Consider the following 17,821-nt stretch of genomic DNA (forward strand, 5'->3'; position numbering starts at 1 on the left):
GGCAAGCCCTGGCTGGCGTTGTGAACAGGCATGGTGTCGTGCAATGACGACGATGCTCCCCCTCCATACGAGGGGGAGCATCCTGTAGGCGCAGGATTCAGAGCGACCGCGCGACCAGTTCGCGCATGATGTCGTTGGCGCCGCCATAAATGCGGTTGACGCGACTGTCGAGATAGTGGCGGGCCACCGGGTACTCCAACATGTAGCCATTGCCGCCATGCAACTGCACGCACTGGTCAACCACCCGGGAGTACAACTCGGTGCACCAGAGCTTGGCCGCTGCCGCTGCTTCAACGCTCAATTCGTGCTCGAGCAGCAACTCCATGCAGCGGTCGACGTAGGTCTGCCCCAGGGCGATCTCGGTCTTCAGGTCCGCCAGTTTGAAGCGGGAATTCTGAAAATCGATGATCGGCTTGCCGAACACGGTGCGCTCACGGGTGTACGCGATGGTCTGCTCCAGCACGGCCTGGCTTGCTGCAACGGCAAGAATGCCAATGCTCAAGCGTTCCCAGGCCAGCTCTTTCATCAGTTGATAGAAACCCTGGCCTGGCTCGCCACCGAGGATATTGGCCTTGGGGACGCGCACGTTTTCGAAAAACACCATGGTGGTGTCCTGGGCATGCAAGCCGACCTTGCGCAGGGGTTTGGATTTGCTCACCCCAGCACGGTCCGCCTCCACCAGAATCAGCGAAATGTCGCGCGAACCCTTGCCGCTATTACCGGTTTTGGCAACCACGACGATGATGTCACTGTTGGTGCCGTTGGAAATGAACGTCTTGGAACCGTTGATGACGTACTCATCGCCTTCGAGCACTGCACGCGTCGTGACCGCCTGCAAATCCGAGCCGGTGTCGGGCTCGGTCATGGCCACAGCAGCAATCGTTTCACCGCTGGCCATGGAGGGTAGCCATCTGAGCTTCTGTGCTTCGGTACCGAAGTTGATCAGATAGCCCGCGCAGATATCGTGCACGTTGAAGCCGCTCAACCCCGAGAGGCCGGCACGGGCCACCTCCTCTACCGCGATCATCGCGAAACGACGGTCAAGGCCCAGGCCGCCGTAAGCCTCCGGTGTTGTGACGTTGAGCATGCCCAGGGCACCCGCGCGCTGCCATATCTGGCGCGGTACCAAGTGGTTCTCTTCCCAATGCTCATGGTACGGCGTGCATTCCTCCGCCAGGAAACGGCGGGCGGTATTACGGAACTCTTCATGTTCATGTTCGAAGAGGGTGCGCGGAATCATGGAGTTACCCCTGAATGCAATTAGCGAGTGCGGGCGCCGAACAGCTCGGTTGCCTGTCGCTTCACCTTAAGGCGTTGCAACCTGATGTCCCCCCCTCCAAGCGAGTAGGCCGACCCTGCCTCACTGTCCCCACTCCAAGGGGGTGGGTGAGCGCTTTCAATGGTATTGCTTTACTGGCACGGCTCATTCCATCTGGCTGTACACGAGAACACCATGACCGAATCGCTGCTCAATGAACGCGAATTGCGCTTCCAACTCTATGAGTTGCTCGACACCCAAGCCCTGCTCCAGCGTGCGCGCTACAGCGAGCATGACCGGGCGGTGTTCGACGCTACCCTGGAAACTGCACGCGGCATCGCCGCCGAATACTTCGCCCCGCACAATCAGAAGGCCGATGCCTGTGAACCGACCTTCGACGGTGAACGGGTCACGCTGATACCCGAAACCAAAGCAGCATGGAATGCCTTCGCCGAGGCGGGCTTTCTCGCTGCCCACCACGATTTCGAAGACGGTGGCCTGCAACTGCCGGAGGTCATCCTGCGTGCCAGCATGGCTTACTTCAATGCCGCTAACATCGCCACCGTCGCCTATTCATTCCTGACCATCGGCGCTGCCAACCTGGTCAAGAGCTTCGCCAGCGCGCCGCTGCGCCAACAGTTCCTGGCGCCGATGCTCGATGGCCGCTTCAGCGGCACCATGGCCCTCACCGAACCCGGCCAGGGCTCGGCGCTGGGTGACCTGCGCACCAGCGCCCGCCCGGCAGGCGACGGCACTTACCGTGTGCAAGGGCAGAAGATGTTCATTTCCGGTGGCGACCACGACCTGACCGAGAACATCGTGCACATGGTGCTGGCCCGTATCGACGGTGCGCCGGCGGGCACCCGCGGTATCTCGCTGTTTCTGGTGCCCAAGTACCTGCTCGATGCCGACGGTAACCCGGCTGAACGCAATGATGTGGCCCTGGCTGGCCTGCTGCACAAGCACGGCTATCGCAACACCACCTCCACCGTGCTCAATTTTGGTGAACGCGAGGGCGCGGTTGCTTACCTGGTGGGTGAAGCCAACAAGGGCCTCTCCTACATGTTCCAGATGATGAACGAAGCGCGCATTGGCGTGGCCCTCGGTGCCTCGTCGCTGGCCTACCAGAGCTTCATTCACGCGCTGGACTATGCCCGCGAGCGCCCACAAGGCCGCTTGCCTGGCATCAAGGACCCGCTGGCGCCTCAGGTACGCATTGTCGAGCATGCCGATGTGCGGCGTATGCTGCTGCAGCAAAAGGTCTATGCCGAAGGCAGCCTGGCCCTGTGCCTGTACGCCAGCAGCCTGTTTGAGGACGCCCATACCGCCGAGACCGAAGACGACCGCCTGCAGGCTGGCGAGTTGCTGGACTTGCTGATCCCGATGGTCAAGTCGTATCCGTCGAAGTACGGCGTCATTGCCTCCGACATCGGCATTCAGGTTCTCGGTGGCTCAGGCTACATCCGCGAGTACCCGCTGGAACAGTACTACCGCGATAACCGCTTGAACCCTATCCATGAAGGCACCGAGGGCATCCACGGCCTGGATCTACTGGGCCGCAAACTGCTGCAGAACGGCGGCGCAGGGTACCGATTGTTCCTCAGGAACGTTCGTCAGACGTTGACCGAGGCTAGCCGTGACGCGCAATGCGCCGCCTTGGCTTACACCCTGGCCGGCAGCCTGGACCGCTTGCAGGACGTCACTGAAAACCTGCTCGGCCAGGTCAGTGCCGATGCCAACCTTGGCTTGTCCAACGCCACCGTCTACCTCGATTTGTTCGGCCGTGTACTGGTGGGTTGGCTGTGGCTGCGCATGGGGTTGGTTGCCAGCCGTGCGCTTGCCGCCGGGGCGAGTACCAGTGAAGCGGATTTCTATCACGGCAAATTGCAGGCTGCCCGTTACTTCATGGAGTGGGAGTTGGCCGGTATCGAAGCCCAGGCACGCCTGCTGGGGTCGGCGAACCGCACCAGTTTTGACATGCAGGACCGCTGGTTCTGAGGGTTTTCGCCTGCACTTCGTTTTAAGGAATACACATGCACACCTTTGTCACCTATCAGCTTGAACACAACCTGGCCCTGATCGGGCTGGCCCGTCCCCCGGTAAATGCCCTTGGCCAGCCCCTGCGCGCGGCACTGCTCGACGCCGTCGAGCGCGCGGCTGCCGATCCGGCGGTGAACGCGATCGTGCTGCACGGCAGCAGTGGGTTGTTCTGCGCCGGCGCCGACATCAGCGAATTCGGCAGCGAAGCCTCGTTCGCCGCACCTGACTTGCCTGGCCTGCTGCTGCGCCTGACCCAGCTGGATAAGCCTCTGGTGGCGGCGATTGGCAAGCTGGCCCTGGGCGGCGGCCTGGAGTTGGCCCTGGCGTGTGGTTACCGTATCGGTGAGCCGGGCAGCCGCCTCGGCCTGCCGGAAATCAACCTGGGCCTGCTCCCAGGTGCCGGTGGCACGCAGCGCCTGCCACGCCTGATCGGCGCTAAACCAGCGCTTGAGCTGATGTTGTCCGGTGCTCCGATTGGTGCGGCAGATGCCCTTGAACAAGGCCTGTTGAACCGTTGCGCGGCGAGCGCCGCCACACTGCTGCCGGAAGCCTGCGCCTACGCCCGTGAACTGGTCGCCTGCCAGGCGCCGGCACAACCGGCTGCACTTTACCCGGAACCGGACAAAGGCCTGCCCGAAGACTTTCTGACCCGCTTTCGCGAAGATCACGAACCGCGCTGGAAGTCGCGCCTGGCACCACGCCTGGTGCTGTCTGCGGTAGAAGCCGCCTGTCTGCTCCCGCTGGAGCAAGGCCTGGCCCGCGAACTGGCGTTGTTCAAACAGGCCGAAGCATCCGCTCAGTCCGAAGCCCTGCGCCATGTATTCTTTGCCGAACGCGAAGCCGGTCGGGTGCCAGGCATCGACGCCAATACGCCCTTGCGCAGTGTGCGCAACGTTGCGGTGATCGGCGCCGGCACCATGGGCGGCGGCATCGCCATGAATTTCGCCAACGTCGGCATCCCGGTGACCCTGCTCGAACGCGAAGGCGAAGCGCTGGACCGTGGCCTGGCGCAGATCCGCCACAACTACGGGATCAGCGTGAAGCGTGGCAAGCTCAGCCCGGCGCAACTGGAACAGCGCATGGCCCTGCTGCAGGGCACGCTGGACTACGCCGACCTGGCCGATGCCGATCTGGTGATCGAGGCGGTGTTCGAGAAGTTGGAAATCAAGCAAGCGGTGTTTCGCACGCTGGACAATGTGTGCAAACCCGGGGCTATTCTGGCCACCAATACGTCGTCACTGGACGTCGACCAGATCGCGGCGGTGACCTCCCGCCCGCAGGACGTGATCGGCCTGCACTTTTTCAGCCCGGCCAACGTCATGCGCCTGCTCGAAGTGGTGCGCGGCAAGCTCACCGCGCCTGACGTATTGGCCACCACCCTGAAAATGGGTCGTACCATCGGCAAGATGCCCGTGGTGTCCGGGGTGTGCTTCGGCTTCATCGGCAACCGTATGCTCGAACCCTATGCGCGTGAAGCGCACCGGCTGGTGTTGGAAGGCGCCACGCCCACGCAAGTCGATGGGGTGCTCACCGGCCTGGACCTGAGCATGGGTGTGTTCAGCATGCTTGACCTGGCGGGTATCGACGTCAACTTCCTGGTACGCGATGCCAACCGCGCCGCCATCGCCCATGACCCCAGCTACTGCCGACTGGGCGATGAACTCTACGCCCTGGGCCGCTACGGTCAGAAGACCAGCCGTGGTTTCTACCTTTATGAGGGGCGCAATCGTCAGGACGATTATGAGGTGGTGGCCCTGGCCGAACGCCTGGCGGGCGAGTTGCACATCCCGCGCCGCCCCATCGGTAATCAGGAGATCCACGACCGCTGCCTGTTCATGCTGATCAACGAAGGCATCCAGCTACTGGACGAAGGCATCGCCTTGCGTGCCAGTGACATCGACCTGGTGTGGCTCAACGGCTATGGCTTCCCCGGCCACCTGGGCGGCCCGCTGTACTATGCCGAGCAGTTGGGGCTGGACAAGGTGTTGGCCACCCTCAACCATTACCGCAAAGCACTCGGTGACTACGGCCAGACGTGGTTTACCCCGGCACCGTTGCTTGAGCGTCTGGTTGCCGCAGGCAAGCAGCGCATCGAACGCGTCTGACGCAGAGACGCCAGGGGTAACCCTGGCGTCATTCACTTTCACAGTTTCCGGTGCCCTGATGAACCTATTCTCCCCTTCCTGCCTCAATGACCGCGTGGTACTCATCACTGGCGCTTCCAGTGGCATTGGCGCACATCTGGCACGCGTTGCCGCTGCCGCCGGTGCCCGAGTAGTGCTGGCCGCACGCCGTGTCGAGCGCCTGCAGCAACTGGCCGAGGCGCTGCAACACAACGGTGCCCAGGCCCTGACAGTGGCCATGGACGTGACCGATCGCGCCAGTGTGGAAGCTGCCTTCGATGCCGCTGAAGCCGCCTTCGGTACCGTCGATGTGGTACTCAACAATGCCGGTATCGGCAATGGCCAGCGCGTGTTGGAGGTCAGCGAAGAAGACTGGCGCAGCATGCTCGCCACCAACCTCGACGGGGTCTGGCGCGTGGCTCAGTGCGCCGCCCAGCGTCTGGCCAAAGCCAAGCGGCCAGGGAGCATCGTCAATATTGCCTCGATCCTCGGCTTGCGTGTCGGCACCGGCTACAGCCACTACTGCGCGGCCAAGGCCGGGGTGGTGCAATTGACCAAGTCGCTGGCGTTGGAGCTGGCCCGTTACGACATCCGCGTCAATGCCATTGCCCCGGGTTACTTCAAAACCGAGATGAACGACGCCTACTTCGACAGCGACAAGGGCCAGGAATACATCAAGCAAGCCGTGCCGATGCGCCGGCTCGGGCAGCTCGAAGAACTCAACGGCCCTTTCCTGTTGTTGGCCAGTGCAGCCGGCGCATACATGTCCGGTGCCGTGCTGGCAGTGGATGGCGGCCACTTGGTGGGTAGCCTGTAACGAGCTTTTGATGGCATTACACGGAAGAAATTCTTACCATCCGTGCAAACCACAGCACGTGAACCACAGCATCAATGGACAGCATCGAGCGCTACCTGCAGGCGGCCACGCGGGATAACACCCGGCGCAGCTATCAGGCAGCGATAGAACACTATGAAGTGAGCTGGGGCGGCTTTCTGCCCGCCACCGCCGACAGTGTTGCCCGTTACCTGGCCGACCATGCGCAAACCCATGCCATCAGCACGTTGAAGCAACGTCTGGCGGCGTTGGGACAGTGGCATGTCAGCCAGGGTTTTCCCGACCCGACCAAGGCCCCCGTGGTGCGCCAGGTGCTTAAAGGCATCCGCACCTTGCACCCGGCCGAGCCCCGGCAAGCCGCGCCGTTGCAGATCCAGCACTTGCAACAGGCCGTGACTGCCCTGGAAAACGCGGCCAGCCAGGCGCGCGCCCACCACAACCTGCCCGCCCTGCTCCGGGCCCGACGCGATGTGGCCCTGTTACTGATCGGCTTCTGGCGCGGTTTTCGAGGCGATGAATTGGCGCGATTGCAGGTTGAGCATATTCACGCACAAGCGGGCCAAGGTATGTCGATTTTCCTGCCGCGCAGCAAAGGTGACCGTCAGGCACTGGGGGTGCGGCATCAGGCGCCGGCGTTGAAAGTCTTGTGTCCGGTTCAGGCTTACCTGCAATGGATCGAAGTTGCCGGTATCGCCCATGGCCCGGTGTTTCGCAAACTCGACCGCTGGGGCAACCTGGGCCTTGAGGCGCTGAACAGCAACAGCCTGATTGCCTTGCTCCGACGCATTCTGGAACGCAGCGGCGTCCCTGCTGCTTTATATACCGGTCACTCGCTGCGGCGTGGCTTTGCCACCTGGGCCACCAGCAATGGCTGGGAGCTCAAGGCCCTGATGAGCCACGTCGGCTGGAAAGACGCTAAATCGGCCTTGCGCTACATCGATGCCTCGGCCTCGTTCGGCGAGCTGGCCCTGCTTGAAACGGCCCAGCCGCAGCGCTTGATTCAATCCTGAAGTCCTTGTGAGGGGAGCTGGCTTGCAAGCAGCTGTTTTTACGGCCGCTGCGCAGCCGATCGCGGGGCAAGGTCCGCTCCCACCGGACCTACCCTGCTGCTAGCGACACAAGCGGGCTTACTGTGGGAGCGGGCTAACCCCGCGATGCTATGTGTCTGACAGGCCGCAATCGCGGGCACAACGCCACAAACGGGCAATGTCCCGGGCCCGGGCTTGCAGCAGCTCTGGGGCCTGGGCGCAGGCCTGCTCCAGGCTCATCGGGCCATTGGTCAGGGCGAATGCAGCGTCGATGCCGTGGGCATACAACTGTTCATAACCCTCGCCCAAGGTTCCGGCAATCACCACCACCGGCACCCCTTGGCGTTGGGCGATGCGGGCCACCCCGAATGGAGTTTTGCCGCGCAGCGTCTGGGCATCGAAACGCCCTTCACCGGTAATCACCAAGTCGGCACCGTGTACCGCCTGCTCAAGCCCGGCGAGTTCGGCCACCACTTCAATGCCAGGGCGGAATGTCGCCTGCATGAAGGCCTTGGCGGCAAAGCCCATGCCGCCTGCGGCACCGCAGCCTGGAAAGTCACGCACGTCTTCGCCCAGCAGCCGGGCGCAATGGTCGGCAAAATGCCCAAGGGCCTGATCCAGCGCCTTGACTTGCTCGGGGCTGGCGCCTTTTTGCGGGCCAAAAATAGCCGAGGCGCCATTGCCGCCGCACAACGGGTTATCGACATCCGCCGCCACTTCCAGGCGTACCTCGGCCAGCCGTGGGTCCAGCGCGCTGGCATCCAGGCGTGCCAGATTTGCCAGGGCCAGGCCGCCTTCGGCCAGCCTTTGCCCGTGGGCATCGAACAGTTGCAGGCCAAGGGCGCGCAACATCCCGCTGCCCGCGTCATTGGTGGCGCTGCCGCCAATGGCAAGAATGATACGCCGGGCACCGGCGTCCAGCGCTGCGGCAATCAGTTCACCGGTGCCATAGGTGCTGCTGCGGCATGCATCGCGCTGTGCCAGGCTCAGCAACTGCAAGCCACTGGCCTGGGCCATCTCGATGATTGCAGTGTGACTCTCGGCCAACCAGCCCCAGCTGGCCAGCACCGGCTCAGCCAATGGCCCCTGAACCTGCTGCTGACGCACTTCACCCTGGCAGGCGGCAACAATCGCTTCCATGGTGCCTTCGCCGCCATCAGCCATCGGGCACGTGACCACGTGCGCCTGAGGCCAGATCTCCGTCAGCCCGCGGCCGATGGCCTGCGCCACCCCTTCGGCACTGAGGCTGTCCTTGAACGAGTCGGGGGCGATGACGATTTTCATGGGGATTCTCCTGCTCCAGATCGATGCATGCTGACAGCAAGACGCGGCTTGAGCTTCTGTCAGATGCACAAAGCGGATGTTCCAGCTTTGGTCAGTTTGCCCAGTCAGGCGTCGGCTGCCAGCAACTGTAGCCCCAGGTACAGGCTCAGCATGCCCTCCAGGCGCAACGGATCGACTTCACTCAGTTCGGCAATCCGCTCCAGGCGATAGCGCAGGCTGTTGCGGTGAATGCCCAGGGCGTCGGCACAGGCCTGGCTCTGCCCGTCATGGGCGCACCAGGCGCGCAAGGTCGCGAGCAATTGGCCGCTGGCGTCTTTGGCGCGGATGCGCTGCAAGGGCTCAAGCAACTCGTCGAGCGCATCATCGTTGCGGTGGCGCCAAAGCAGCGCCGGCAAGCGGTAGCGAGCCAGCGTGAGGGTTCGCTCAGCGGGCAACACTTCCCGACCGTAGGCCAGCAAATCGCGAACTCGACGGTAGCCTCGGCGCAGCTGCTCAAGGCTCTGTGCCGGCGAGCCAATGGCCAAACGCTGCACCTGCCAGCCGTGGCGCTGCAGTTTATCCAGCAGCCGCACCTCATCCAGCGTCGCGCTGGCCGGGCGGCACCACAGCAGGGATTGCCGTGCCGGGCTCACACACCAACTGTCCGGATAACGGCTCATCAGCCAGCTGGCCAGGGTTTCGGCGGCCGGGCCACTTTCCAGCTCGAACAAGCACGGCACCCGTGGCAACTGCGGCTTGAGCCCTAACTGTCGGGCTTCATCCACCAACCGCGGAGAATCCCCAGAGCCGCCCAACAGCAAGGCCAACAGGTCATCGCAGCGCTGCCGCCGCCATTGCTGTTCCACCTGCATGTGCCGCTGGGCCAGGAGCATTTCCGCAGTCATGCGCACCAGTTGTGCGTACGTGCGCAGCTGTTGAGGGTCGCCGGTCAGGCCGAGCACCCCCATCAAACGCCCGTCAAGCATCAGCGGCAAATTGATGCCCGGCTGAACGCCCTTCAGGCACTTGGCTGCTTCAACGTCCAGCTCGACAATGCGGGCGTTGGCCAGCACCAATTGCGCGCCTTCATGGCGGGTGTTGATGCGCTCCGGCTCACCACTGCCGAGGATCAGGCCCTGGCTGTCCATCACGTTGACGTTGCACGGCAAAATAGCCATCGCCCGATCGACGATATCTTGCGCCAGATCATGGTCCAGTTCGAACATGGGAGGATCCTTGTTGTCGCAATGATTGGTCCGCGGCACAGCAGGCCGCCAGAAATGCTGTGCACAAGCACAAAGACAGCCACGGCCCTCTCACCGAGACTCATCGCAGCAGCCGCCTTGATGCAGGCTGCGGCGATAAAAATAAACGAAGAGAGCAAATCATGTCATACAGCCCTGCCCCTGACCAAGGCCACGACGACTCCCGCAACGCGCTGTATCGGCGCATCACTCTGCGGCTGATCCCCTTCATCTTTATCTGCTACCTGTTCAATTACCTGGACCGGGTCAACGTTGGCTTTGCCAAGTTGCAGATGCTCGATGCACTGAAATTCAGTGAAACCATTTACGGCCTCGGTGCCGGTATCTTCTTCATCGGCTATGTACTGTGCGGTTTGCCCAGCAACCTGGCGCTCAACCGCTTCGGTCCACGACGCTGGATCGCACTGATGATGATCGCCTGGGGCACGCTGTCGACCTGCCTGCTGTTCGTCACCACGCCCATGGAGTTCTATGTACTGCGCCTGTTCACCGGCGCAGCGGAAGCGGGCTTCTTCCCGGGCATCGTGCTGTACCTCTCGCGCTGGTTCCCGGCCACCCGCCGCGGGCGGATCATGGCCTTGTTCATGTCGGCCATTCCGGTGTCCGGCTTGCTTGGTGGGCCGTTCTCCGGCTGGATCCTCAACCATTTCGCCGCCGGTCAGCATGGCCTGGCGGGTTGGCAGTGGATGTTCCTGATTCAAGGTATCCCCACGGTCATCCTGGGCATCATGGCCGTGTTCCTGCTCAGCGACGGTTATGCCACCGCCAAATGGCTGAGCCCGGCTGAGCGCGAGATGATCAAGCATGATCTGGCGATCGATGCCGCCAGCAAGCCGGTGACTGTCAGTGACAGCCTGGTGTCTGTATTTACCAACCCGATGATCTGGACGTTCGGTTTCGTCTACTTCTGCATCCAGAGCGGTGTGTATGCGATCAACTTCTGGTTGCCGTCGATCATCAAGAGCCTGGGCTTCAGCGACGCCCTGCTGATTGGCTGGTTGAGCGCCATTCCTTACTTGCTGGCAGGCGTGTTCATGTTGCTGGTGGGTCGCTCGGCCGACTTGCGCAATGAGCGGCGCTGGCACTTGGTGGTGCCGATGCTGATGGGCGCTATCGGTCTGTTGATGGCGGTGAACTTTGCCAGCAACCCGGTCATTGCCATGCTGGGCCTGAGCATCGCCACCATGGGTGCCCTCACCGGCTTGCCGATGTTCTGGCCAATGCCTACTGCGCTGCTCAGTGCCGGTACTGCAGTGGCGGGCTTGGCGATCATCAACTCGGTCGGGCAAATGGCCGGCTTCCTCAGCCCCTACCTGGTGGGCTTCATCAAGGACCAGACCGGTTCGACCGATGCCGCCCTGTATTCACTGGCTGGCCTGATCGTAGTCGGTAGCCTGGTGGCCCTGCGCGCCTCACGCGCCCCCAGCGCGGTGACCCAACCGGCAAGCTGACGGTGTAGGTAGGAGCGGGCTTGCCCCGCGATTGCGGTGTATCAGACACATCGCATCGCGGGGCAAGCCCGCTCCCACAGTGTCGCTTATGCAAATATGCAGATTCACCCTGCAGTTTTATCGATTGTATTGAGCAAATTTGCACTGGTAGGATCCGGCGATCCTCTAGCGGAAAATCAATAACAATGCAGGGAGAAGCGATGACCGCGCACGTTCAAACGCCAGCCGAAACACCGGTTCTGGCCCAGGTCCGTAACCATATCGGTCACTTGACCCTCAATCGCCCCGCCGGCCTCAACGCCCTGACCCTGGACATGGTGCGCCGCCTTCAGGCTCAACTTGATGCCTGGGCCCACGACGCCGATGTGCATGCCGTGGTGCTGCGCGGCGAAGGCCCCAAGGGCTTTTGTGCAGGGGGTGACATCCGTTCGTTGCACGACAGCTACAAGGCCGGCGACAGCCTGCACCGGGATTTTTTCATCGAAGAATATGCCCTCGATCTGTGCATCCATCATTACCGCAAGCCCATCCTCGCCTTGATGGACGGCTTCACCCTCGGTGGCGGCATGGGCCTGGCCCAAGGTGCAGACTTGCGTGTTGTTACCGAACGCAGCCGCCTGGCCATGCCAGAAGTCGGCATCGGCTACTTCCCAGATGTCGGTGGCAGCTACTTCCTGTCCCGCGTGCCCGGTGAGCTGGGCACCTACCTGGGCGTCAGCGGCGTGCAGATCCAGGCGGCGGATGCGCTGTACTGCGGCCTGGCAGACTGGTACGTGGACAGCAGCAAACTGGCGCAGCTCGATGAACGCCTCGATGCCCTGACGTTCAGCGATTACCCGCTCAAAGACCTGCAAGGCGTACTCGCCAAGCTGGGTACCCAAACGCTGGACAACCCGCCACTGGCCAAGCTGCGCCCGGCCATCGATCACTTCTTTGCCCTGCCCGACGTCAGCAGTATCGTGGAACAACTACGGGCGGTAACCGTGGCCGACAGCCACGAATGGGCAGTGAACACCGCAAACCTGCTGGAAACCCGTTCGCCGCTGGCCATGGCAGCCACCCTGGAGATGCTGCGCCGCGGCCGTCACCTGAGCCTGGAAGATTGCTTCAAGATGGAGTTGCACCTGGATCAGCAGTGGTTCGAGCATGGCGACCTGATCGAAGGCGTGCGGGCCCTGATCATCGACAAGGACAAACAGCCACGCTGGAATCCGCCGACCCTTGCCGAGCTGGACCGTTCGCGGGTGGATCAATTCTTCGAAGGCCTGTGAGGCCTGGAGTACGCAGATGCAAGACCTGGAACTGACAGAAGAACAGATCATGATCCGCGACATGGCCCGCGACTTTGCCCGTGGCGAAATCGCACCGCATGCACAGGCCTGGGAAAAAGCCGGCTGGATCGATGATCAGGTGGTGAAAAAAATGGGCGAGCTGGGCTTGCTCGGCATGGTCGTCCCAGAGCAATGGGGCGGCAGTTACACCGACTACGTTGCCTATGCCCTGGCAGTCGAAGAAATCGCTGCAGGCGACGGCGCCACTGGTGCCCTGATGAGTATTCACAACTCGGTGGGTTGCGGCCCCCTGCTCGCCTACGGCAATGCTGAACAACAGCAAACCTGGCTGGAGCGTCTGGCCACCGGTGACGTGATTGGTTGCTTCTGCCTGACCGAACCACAAGCGGGCTCCGAGGCGCACAACCTGCGCACCAGCGCCCAGTTGCAGGGCGACCACTGGGTCATCAACGGTGCCAAACAGTTTGTCAGCAACGCACGGCGCGCCGGCCTGGCCATCGTGTTTGCCGTAACCGACCCAGAGCTGGGCAAGAAAGGTATTTCGGCGTTCCTGGTGCCGACCGACAACGAAGGTTTTGTGGTCGATCGCAGCGAACACAAGATGGGCATTCGTGCTTCCGATACCTGCGCGGTGACCTTGAACAACTGCCGCATCCCCGCTGCCAATTTGCTCGGTGAGCGCGGCAAGGGCCTGGCCATTGCCCTGTCCAACCTTGAAGGCGGACGCATTGGCATTGCCGCCCAGGCACTGGGGATCGCCCGTGCGGCGTTTGAAGCTGCACTGGCCTACGCCCGTGACCGCGTGCAGTTTGGCAAACCGATCAATGAGCACCAGAGCATCGCCAACCTGCTGGCTGACATGCAGGTGCAAATCAACGCGGCACGCCTGCTGATCCTGCATGCCGCACGCCTGCGCAGTTCTGGCAAGCCGTGCCTGAGCGAGGCGTCACAGGCCAAGCTGTTTGCCTCGGAAATGGCTGAGCGGGTCTGCTCCAAGGCGATTCAGGTGCATGGCGGCTATGGCTATCTGGAAGACTACCCCGTAGAGCGCTATTACCGCGATGCGCGGATCACCCAGATCTACGAAGGCTCCAGCGAGATTCAGCGCATGCTGATTGCCCGCGAGCTCAAGCACTACGCGTTGTAACAAGCGTCGCGGGGCAAGCCCGCTCCCACAGGGTTGGTGGGAACGGGCTTGCCCCGCGATTTACTCATCAACATGCACACTGTCGAGGTAACTGCGCACCGCCCATAGCGCCTCCTGGCTCAGGTAGTCGGCCATCTTCGGCATGTACACCCGGCCATCGCGCACCGCGCCGTTACGCACCCGCTCGACAAACCATTCATCACCCGCCGCCCCTTCATCCAGCAAGCGCAAATCCGGTGCGATCCCCCCCGACTTGGCCTCCAGGCCATGACAAGCCGCGCAATTCTGGTTGTAGGCCGATGCGCCAATCGACACTGCCTCGTCATGATCCTTGCTGTTGCGGTAGGGGTTTTCCGTGCGCCATTGCTCGCCGAGTTTTTCCAGGTTTCCGGTATTGACCGCCGTCGGTGTGACGTTGCCATGGGCCAACACCGCTGCGCTGCTGATCAGGCAGCTGGTCATTATCAGGCCCAACCAGGCGTTTTTTACTGTTGTCATTGTTATGCCCTCGACTGCTGTTTGCACGCGAACCCCTCTCTGTTGAAAGGGTGTTCGCCAGCCTAGGCCGACCCGGCATCAGGCCCCATGCTGCTTTGGGGGCCGCGCTCTACTCCCTTGGTCGTAACGCTTGTGAAGCAGTGCCAAATCATGCGCCGTTTGGGAAGTTTTCCCGTAAAGGGCGGGAGTTTTTCCGTTTCACGCTCAGAGGCAAGGTTCCAGGCTAAGCGGGCCAAAACCTTTTCTGGGAACTCCAACCATGACAATAAGATCGGTACCCACCACTCGCTCTCCACTGTCTAACGCCGTGCACGCGATCATGCTGTTCAGCGGCCTGGCCCTGGCCGTACCGGCCAGCGCAACGCCGGTGAGTTGGGACGACATCGCCGATGACCATAAAACCACCGGCAACGTCCTGCAGTACGGCATGGGTACCAACGCCCAGCGCTGGAGCCCGCTGGCTCAGGTCAACGACAGCAACGTGTTCAAGTTGACCCCGGCCTGGTCGTACTCGTTTGGCGATGAAAAACAACGTGGCCAGGAGTCCCAGGCCATCGTCAACGACGGGGTGATTTACGTCACCGGCTCGTATTCGCGGGTGTTCGCCCTCGACGCCAAAAGCGGCAAGCGCCTGTGGACCTACAACCATCGTTTGCCCGACAACATCCGCCCCTGCTGTGACGTGGTCAACCGCGGTGCAGCGATTTATGGCGACAAGATCTTTTTCGGCACCCTCGACGCCCAGGTCATTGCCCTGAACAAAGACACCGGCAAAGTGGTGTGGAAGAAGAAGTTCGGTGACCACAGTGCAGGCTACACCATGACCGGCGCGCCAACCCTGGTCAAAGACCAGAAGAGCGGCAAGGTGCTGTTGATTCACGGCAGCTCCGGCGATGAATTCGGCGTGGTCGGCCAACTGTTTGCCCGTGATCCCGAGACCGGTGATGAAGTCTGGATGCGGCCCTTCGTTGAGGGACACATGGGCCGTTTGAACGGCAAGGACAGCACCCCCACCGGCGATGTCAAAGCACCGTCCTGGCCAGACGATCCGAGCACCGAAACCGGCAAGGTCCAAGCCTGGAGTCATGGCGGTGGCGCGCCTTGGCAAAGCGCCAGTTTCGACGCTGAAACCAACACCATCATCGTCGGCGCTGGCAACCCCGGCCCCTGGAACACCTGGGCGCGTACCTCCAAAGACGGCAACCCCCACGATTACGACAGCCTCTACACCTCAGGTCAGGTGGGCGTCGACCCGACCACCGGAGAAGTGAAGTGGTTCTACCAGCACACCCCTAACGATGCCTGGGACTTCTCCGGCAACAACGAACTGGTGCTGTTCGATTACAAAGACAAAGACGGCAAGCCGTTCAAGGCCACCGCCCATGCCGACCGCAATGGCTTCTTCTATGTGGTCGACCGCACCAACGGCAAACTGAAAAACGCTTTTCCGTTCGCCGACAACATCACCTGGGCCAGCCACATCGACCTCACCACCGGTCGCCCGGTGGAGAACCCTGGCCAACGCCCGGCCAAGCCTGAGCCCGGCCAGACCAAAGGCAAACCGGTAGAGGTATCGCCACCGTTCCTGGGTGGCAAGAACTGGAACCCGATGGCCTACAGTCAGGACACCGGGCTGTTCTATGTGCCGTCGAACCAGTGGAAAGAGGAATACTGGACCGAGGAGGTGAACTACAAAAAAGGCTCGGCCTACCTAGGCATGGGCTTTAGGATCAAGCGCATGTATGAGGACCATGTCGGCTCATTGCGCGCCATGGACCCGACCACCGGAAAAATGGTCTGGGAACACAAAGAGCGCCTGCCGCTGTGGGCCGGTGTGCTGGCGACCAAGGGCAACCTGGTGTTCACCGGCACCGGCGATGGCTACTTCAAGGCCTTCAACGCCAAGACCGGCGAAGAGCTGTGGAAATTCCAGACCGGCAGCGGCATTGTCTCGCCACCCATCACCTGGGAGCAGGAGGGTGAACAGTACATCGGCGTCACCGTCGGTTATGGCGGCGCGGTACCGCTGTGGGGTGGCGACATGGCCGAGTTGACCAAGCCGGTGGCTCAGGGTGGTTCTTTCTGGGTGTTCAAGATCCCGGCCTGGGATACCAAGACTGCTCAGCGTTGAACCGATCGCGGGGCAAGCCCGCTCCCACTGAGGGAGCGGGCTTGCCCCGCGACAGCGTCATCCCTCCCAAGGAGATTCTGATGAATTACTTGCCATTGCTGCTAATCGCCGCCCTTACCCCCGCCTTCGCCACCGACGACAGCGCACCGACCATCAACGGCTGCGTGCTCGCCCCGGAAAGCCAATGCCCTAACGCGAACCTGCGTGGCGCCGACCTGAGCAACCAGGACCTACGCAAAATCAATCTGGCCGGAGCCGACCTGCGCGGCGCCAACCTGCGCCACGCCCGCCTGGACCTGGCCAACCTGGAAAAAGCCAACCTGCAAGGCGCCAACCTCACCCGTGCCAGCCTGCAGCAAAGCAACCTGCGCCTGGCCAATCTGCAGGGCGCGACCCTGGTTGCCGTGCAAGGCTGGGGGCTGTTCGCCCAAGGCGCGACCTTCGACAACGCTAACCTCAGTGCTGCCTATCTGGAGTTCGCGCGCCTCTCCGGCGCCCGTCTGCACAACAGCAACCTGCAGGCTGCCGACCTGGAAATGACCTGGTTGAGCAAGGCCGACCTCAAAGGGGCGAACCTGGCTGACGCTAACCTGCAGGAAGCCAAACTGGGCGAAAGCAACCTGGCGCAGGCCGACCTGCGCGGTAGTCGCCAACACTACGCCAACTTCCAGGGCAGCAACATGGAAGGTTGCCAGGGCTGTCCCGACAGTTGGAACTAGGCTGCCAGCTGTAGCAGGCCAGCTTCAATCGCCAGATGCACCATTTCGGCCTGAGAACTGACCTGCAGCTTGCTCTTGAGGGTGGTGAGGTAGTTGGACACGGTTTTGCTGCTCAAACACAGCTGCTGGGCGATCATCTGGTTCGAAAAACCTTTGGCCAGCATCAGAAAGATTTCCACTTCGCGCGGGGTCAAGTCCTGCAGGCGTACATCGGCGGCTTGCCCACCATAGGCCTGCACCGCTAATGCTGTGGCCAGCGGCTGCTCGATGTAGGCCTGGCCGCACAACGCACGGCGCGCCGCCTCCAGTAATACCTCAGGCTCAGCGCGTTTGGAGACAAAGCCACAAGCGCCGGCATCCAGCGCCTGACGCACCAGCCCCAGCTGCGCGTGTTCACTGAAAAACAGCACACGCAACTGCGGCAAGCGCTGGCGTAGCCGCCGAGTGGTTTCCAGGCCACTGATGCCGGGAAGGTCAAAGTCCATGATCACCAGCCCCGGCAACTGCTCGGCGACCTTGAGCAGCGCCGCTTCGCCGCTGCCCGCTTCAATCACTGCCACCCCTTCAAGCCCTTGCATCAGCAGACGGGCCAGGCCCAGACGCAGCATCGGGTGGTCGTCGACCAGTAAAATGGCCATCCAAAGCCCCTCCCCAGTAGTCCTGCGAAGCAGGTTGTGCCCATGCTAAAGCGCACCCCTGCCCCGGCGCCTACTACTTTGGTACTGTTTCCGTTGTCGATGGTCGCATTTCCAAAGCGCTAGTGCTGGCCTG

14 protein-coding genes are annotated in these 17,821 nt (G+C 62.1%); 9 read left to right on the forward strand and 5 right to left on the reverse strand.

Annotated elements, in window-relative coordinates; all coding sequences use genetic code 11:
* Positions 1-97: 97 nt before the first annotated feature.
* Positions 98-1,240: an acyl-CoA dehydrogenase family protein gene (locus tag E1573_RS09385; RefSeq protein ID WP_133212874.1), complete on the reverse strand. Its 1,143-nt coding sequence runs from the start codon at positions 1,238-1,240 to the stop codon at positions 98-100.
* Positions 1,241-1,453: 213 nt separating this feature from the next.
* On the opposite strand from E1573_RS09385, the gene E1573_RS09390 reads away from it, so the two are divergent.
* From E1573_RS09390 to E1573_RS09405, 4 genes are all read left to right on the forward strand, one after another.
* Positions 1,454-3,256 (forward strand): acyl-CoA dehydrogenase, encoded by a 1,803-nt coding sequence (locus tag E1573_RS09390; RefSeq protein WP_133212876.1) that lies wholly within the window; start codon positions 1,454-1,456, stop codon positions 3,254-3,256.
* A 35-nt stretch (positions 3,257-3,291) separates the two neighbouring features.
* Positions 3,292-5,403 (forward strand): 3-hydroxyacyl-CoA dehydrogenase NAD-binding domain-containing protein, encoded by a 2,112-nt coding sequence (locus E1573_RS09395; protein WP_133212878.1) that lies wholly within the window; start codon positions 3,292-3,294, stop codon positions 5,401-5,403.
* Between the two features lie 58 nt (positions 5,404-5,461).
* Positions 5,462-6,238 (forward strand): SDR family NAD(P)-dependent oxidoreductase, encoded by a 777-nt coding sequence (locus E1573_RS09400; protein ID WP_133212880.1) that lies wholly within the window; start codon positions 5,462-5,464, stop codon positions 6,236-6,238.
* Positions 6,239-6,312: 74 nt separating this feature from the next.
* Complete coding sequence (locus tag E1573_RS09405) at positions 6,313-7,266, forward strand: site-specific integrase (protein ID WP_133212882.1); 954 nt, start codon at positions 6,313-6,315, stop codon at positions 7,264-7,266.
* A gap of 147 nt (positions 7,267-7,413) precedes the next feature.
* Here the strand turns inward: E1573_RS09405 and E1573_RS09410 are convergent, their stop codons facing one another.
* Positions 7,414-8,568 (reverse strand): glycerate kinase, encoded by a 1,155-nt coding sequence (locus E1573_RS09410; protein ID WP_133212884.1) that lies wholly within the window; start codon positions 8,566-8,568, stop codon positions 7,414-7,416.
* A gap of 104 nt (positions 8,569-8,672) precedes the next feature.
* Entirely contained in the window at positions 8,673-9,773 is a 1,101-nt protein-coding gene (locus E1573_RS09415; RefSeq protein WP_133212886.1) for a sugar diacid recognition domain-containing protein, read from the reverse strand.
* A 161-nt stretch (positions 9,774-9,934) separates the two neighbouring features.
* Here E1573_RS09415 and E1573_RS09420 point away from each other — a divergent pair, with 161 nt between their 5' ends.
* The 3 genes from E1573_RS09420 to E1573_RS09430 all read left to right on the forward strand — a co-directional run bounded on the left by E1573_RS09420 (position 9,935) and on the right by E1573_RS09430 (position 13,702).
* Positions 9,935-11,263 carry an MFS transporter gene (locus tag E1573_RS09420; RefSeq protein ID WP_133212888.1) on the forward strand — a complete coding sequence of 443 codons (1,329 nt, stop codon included), beginning with the start codon at positions 9,935-9,937 and terminating at the stop codon, positions 11,261-11,263.
* Between the two features lie 200 nt (positions 11,264-11,463).
* Positions 11,464-12,534 carry an enoyl-CoA hydratase/isomerase family protein gene (locus E1573_RS09425; RefSeq protein ID WP_133212890.1) on the forward strand — a complete coding sequence of 357 codons (1,071 nt, stop codon included), beginning with the start codon at positions 11,464-11,466 and terminating at the stop codon, positions 12,532-12,534.
* 16 nt (positions 12,535-12,550) lie between these two features.
* Positions 12,551-13,702 (forward strand): acyl-CoA dehydrogenase family protein, encoded by a 1,152-nt coding sequence (locus E1573_RS09430; protein WP_133212892.1) that lies wholly within the window; start codon positions 12,551-12,553, stop codon positions 13,700-13,702.
* Between the two features lie 60 nt (positions 13,703-13,762).
* On the opposite strand, the gene pedF is transcribed toward E1573_RS09430, so the two are convergent.
* The gene (pedF, locus tag E1573_RS09435; RefSeq protein WP_371925153.1) at positions 13,763-14,164 is read right to left on the reverse strand and encodes a cytochrome c-550 PedF; all 402 of its coding nucleotides are present in this window, start codon (positions 14,162-14,164) and stop codon (positions 13,763-13,765) included.
* A gap of 355 nt (positions 14,165-14,519) precedes the next feature.
* On the opposite strand from pedF, the gene exaA reads away from it, so the two are divergent.
* Entirely contained in the window at positions 14,520-16,331 is a 1,812-nt protein-coding gene (gene exaA / locus E1573_RS09440) for a quinoprotein ethanol dehydrogenase (RefSeq protein ID WP_256659513.1), read from the forward strand.
* A gap of 80 nt (positions 16,332-16,411) precedes the next feature.
* On the forward strand, positions 16,412-17,050 hold the full coding sequence (locus E1573_RS09445) for a pentapeptide repeat-containing protein (protein ID WP_133212898.1): 639 nt from the start codon (positions 16,412-16,414) through the stop codon (positions 17,048-17,050).
* On the opposite strand, the gene E1573_RS09450 is transcribed toward E1573_RS09445, so the two are convergent.
* A complete protein-coding gene (locus E1573_RS09450) occupies positions 17,047-17,688 on the reverse strand; it encodes a response regulator transcription factor (protein ID WP_133212900.1) in 642 nt (213 codons plus the stop codon). The two genes, E1573_RS09445 and E1573_RS09450, sit on opposite strands and share 4 nt — an antisense overlap.
* Positions 17,689-17,821 lie beyond the last annotated feature (133 nt).

The organism is Pseudomonas sp. H9, assembly GCF_004353925.1.
In the GTDB taxonomy this organism is placed as follows: Bacteria; Pseudomonadota; Gammaproteobacteria; order Pseudomonadales; family Pseudomonadaceae; genus Aquipseudomonas.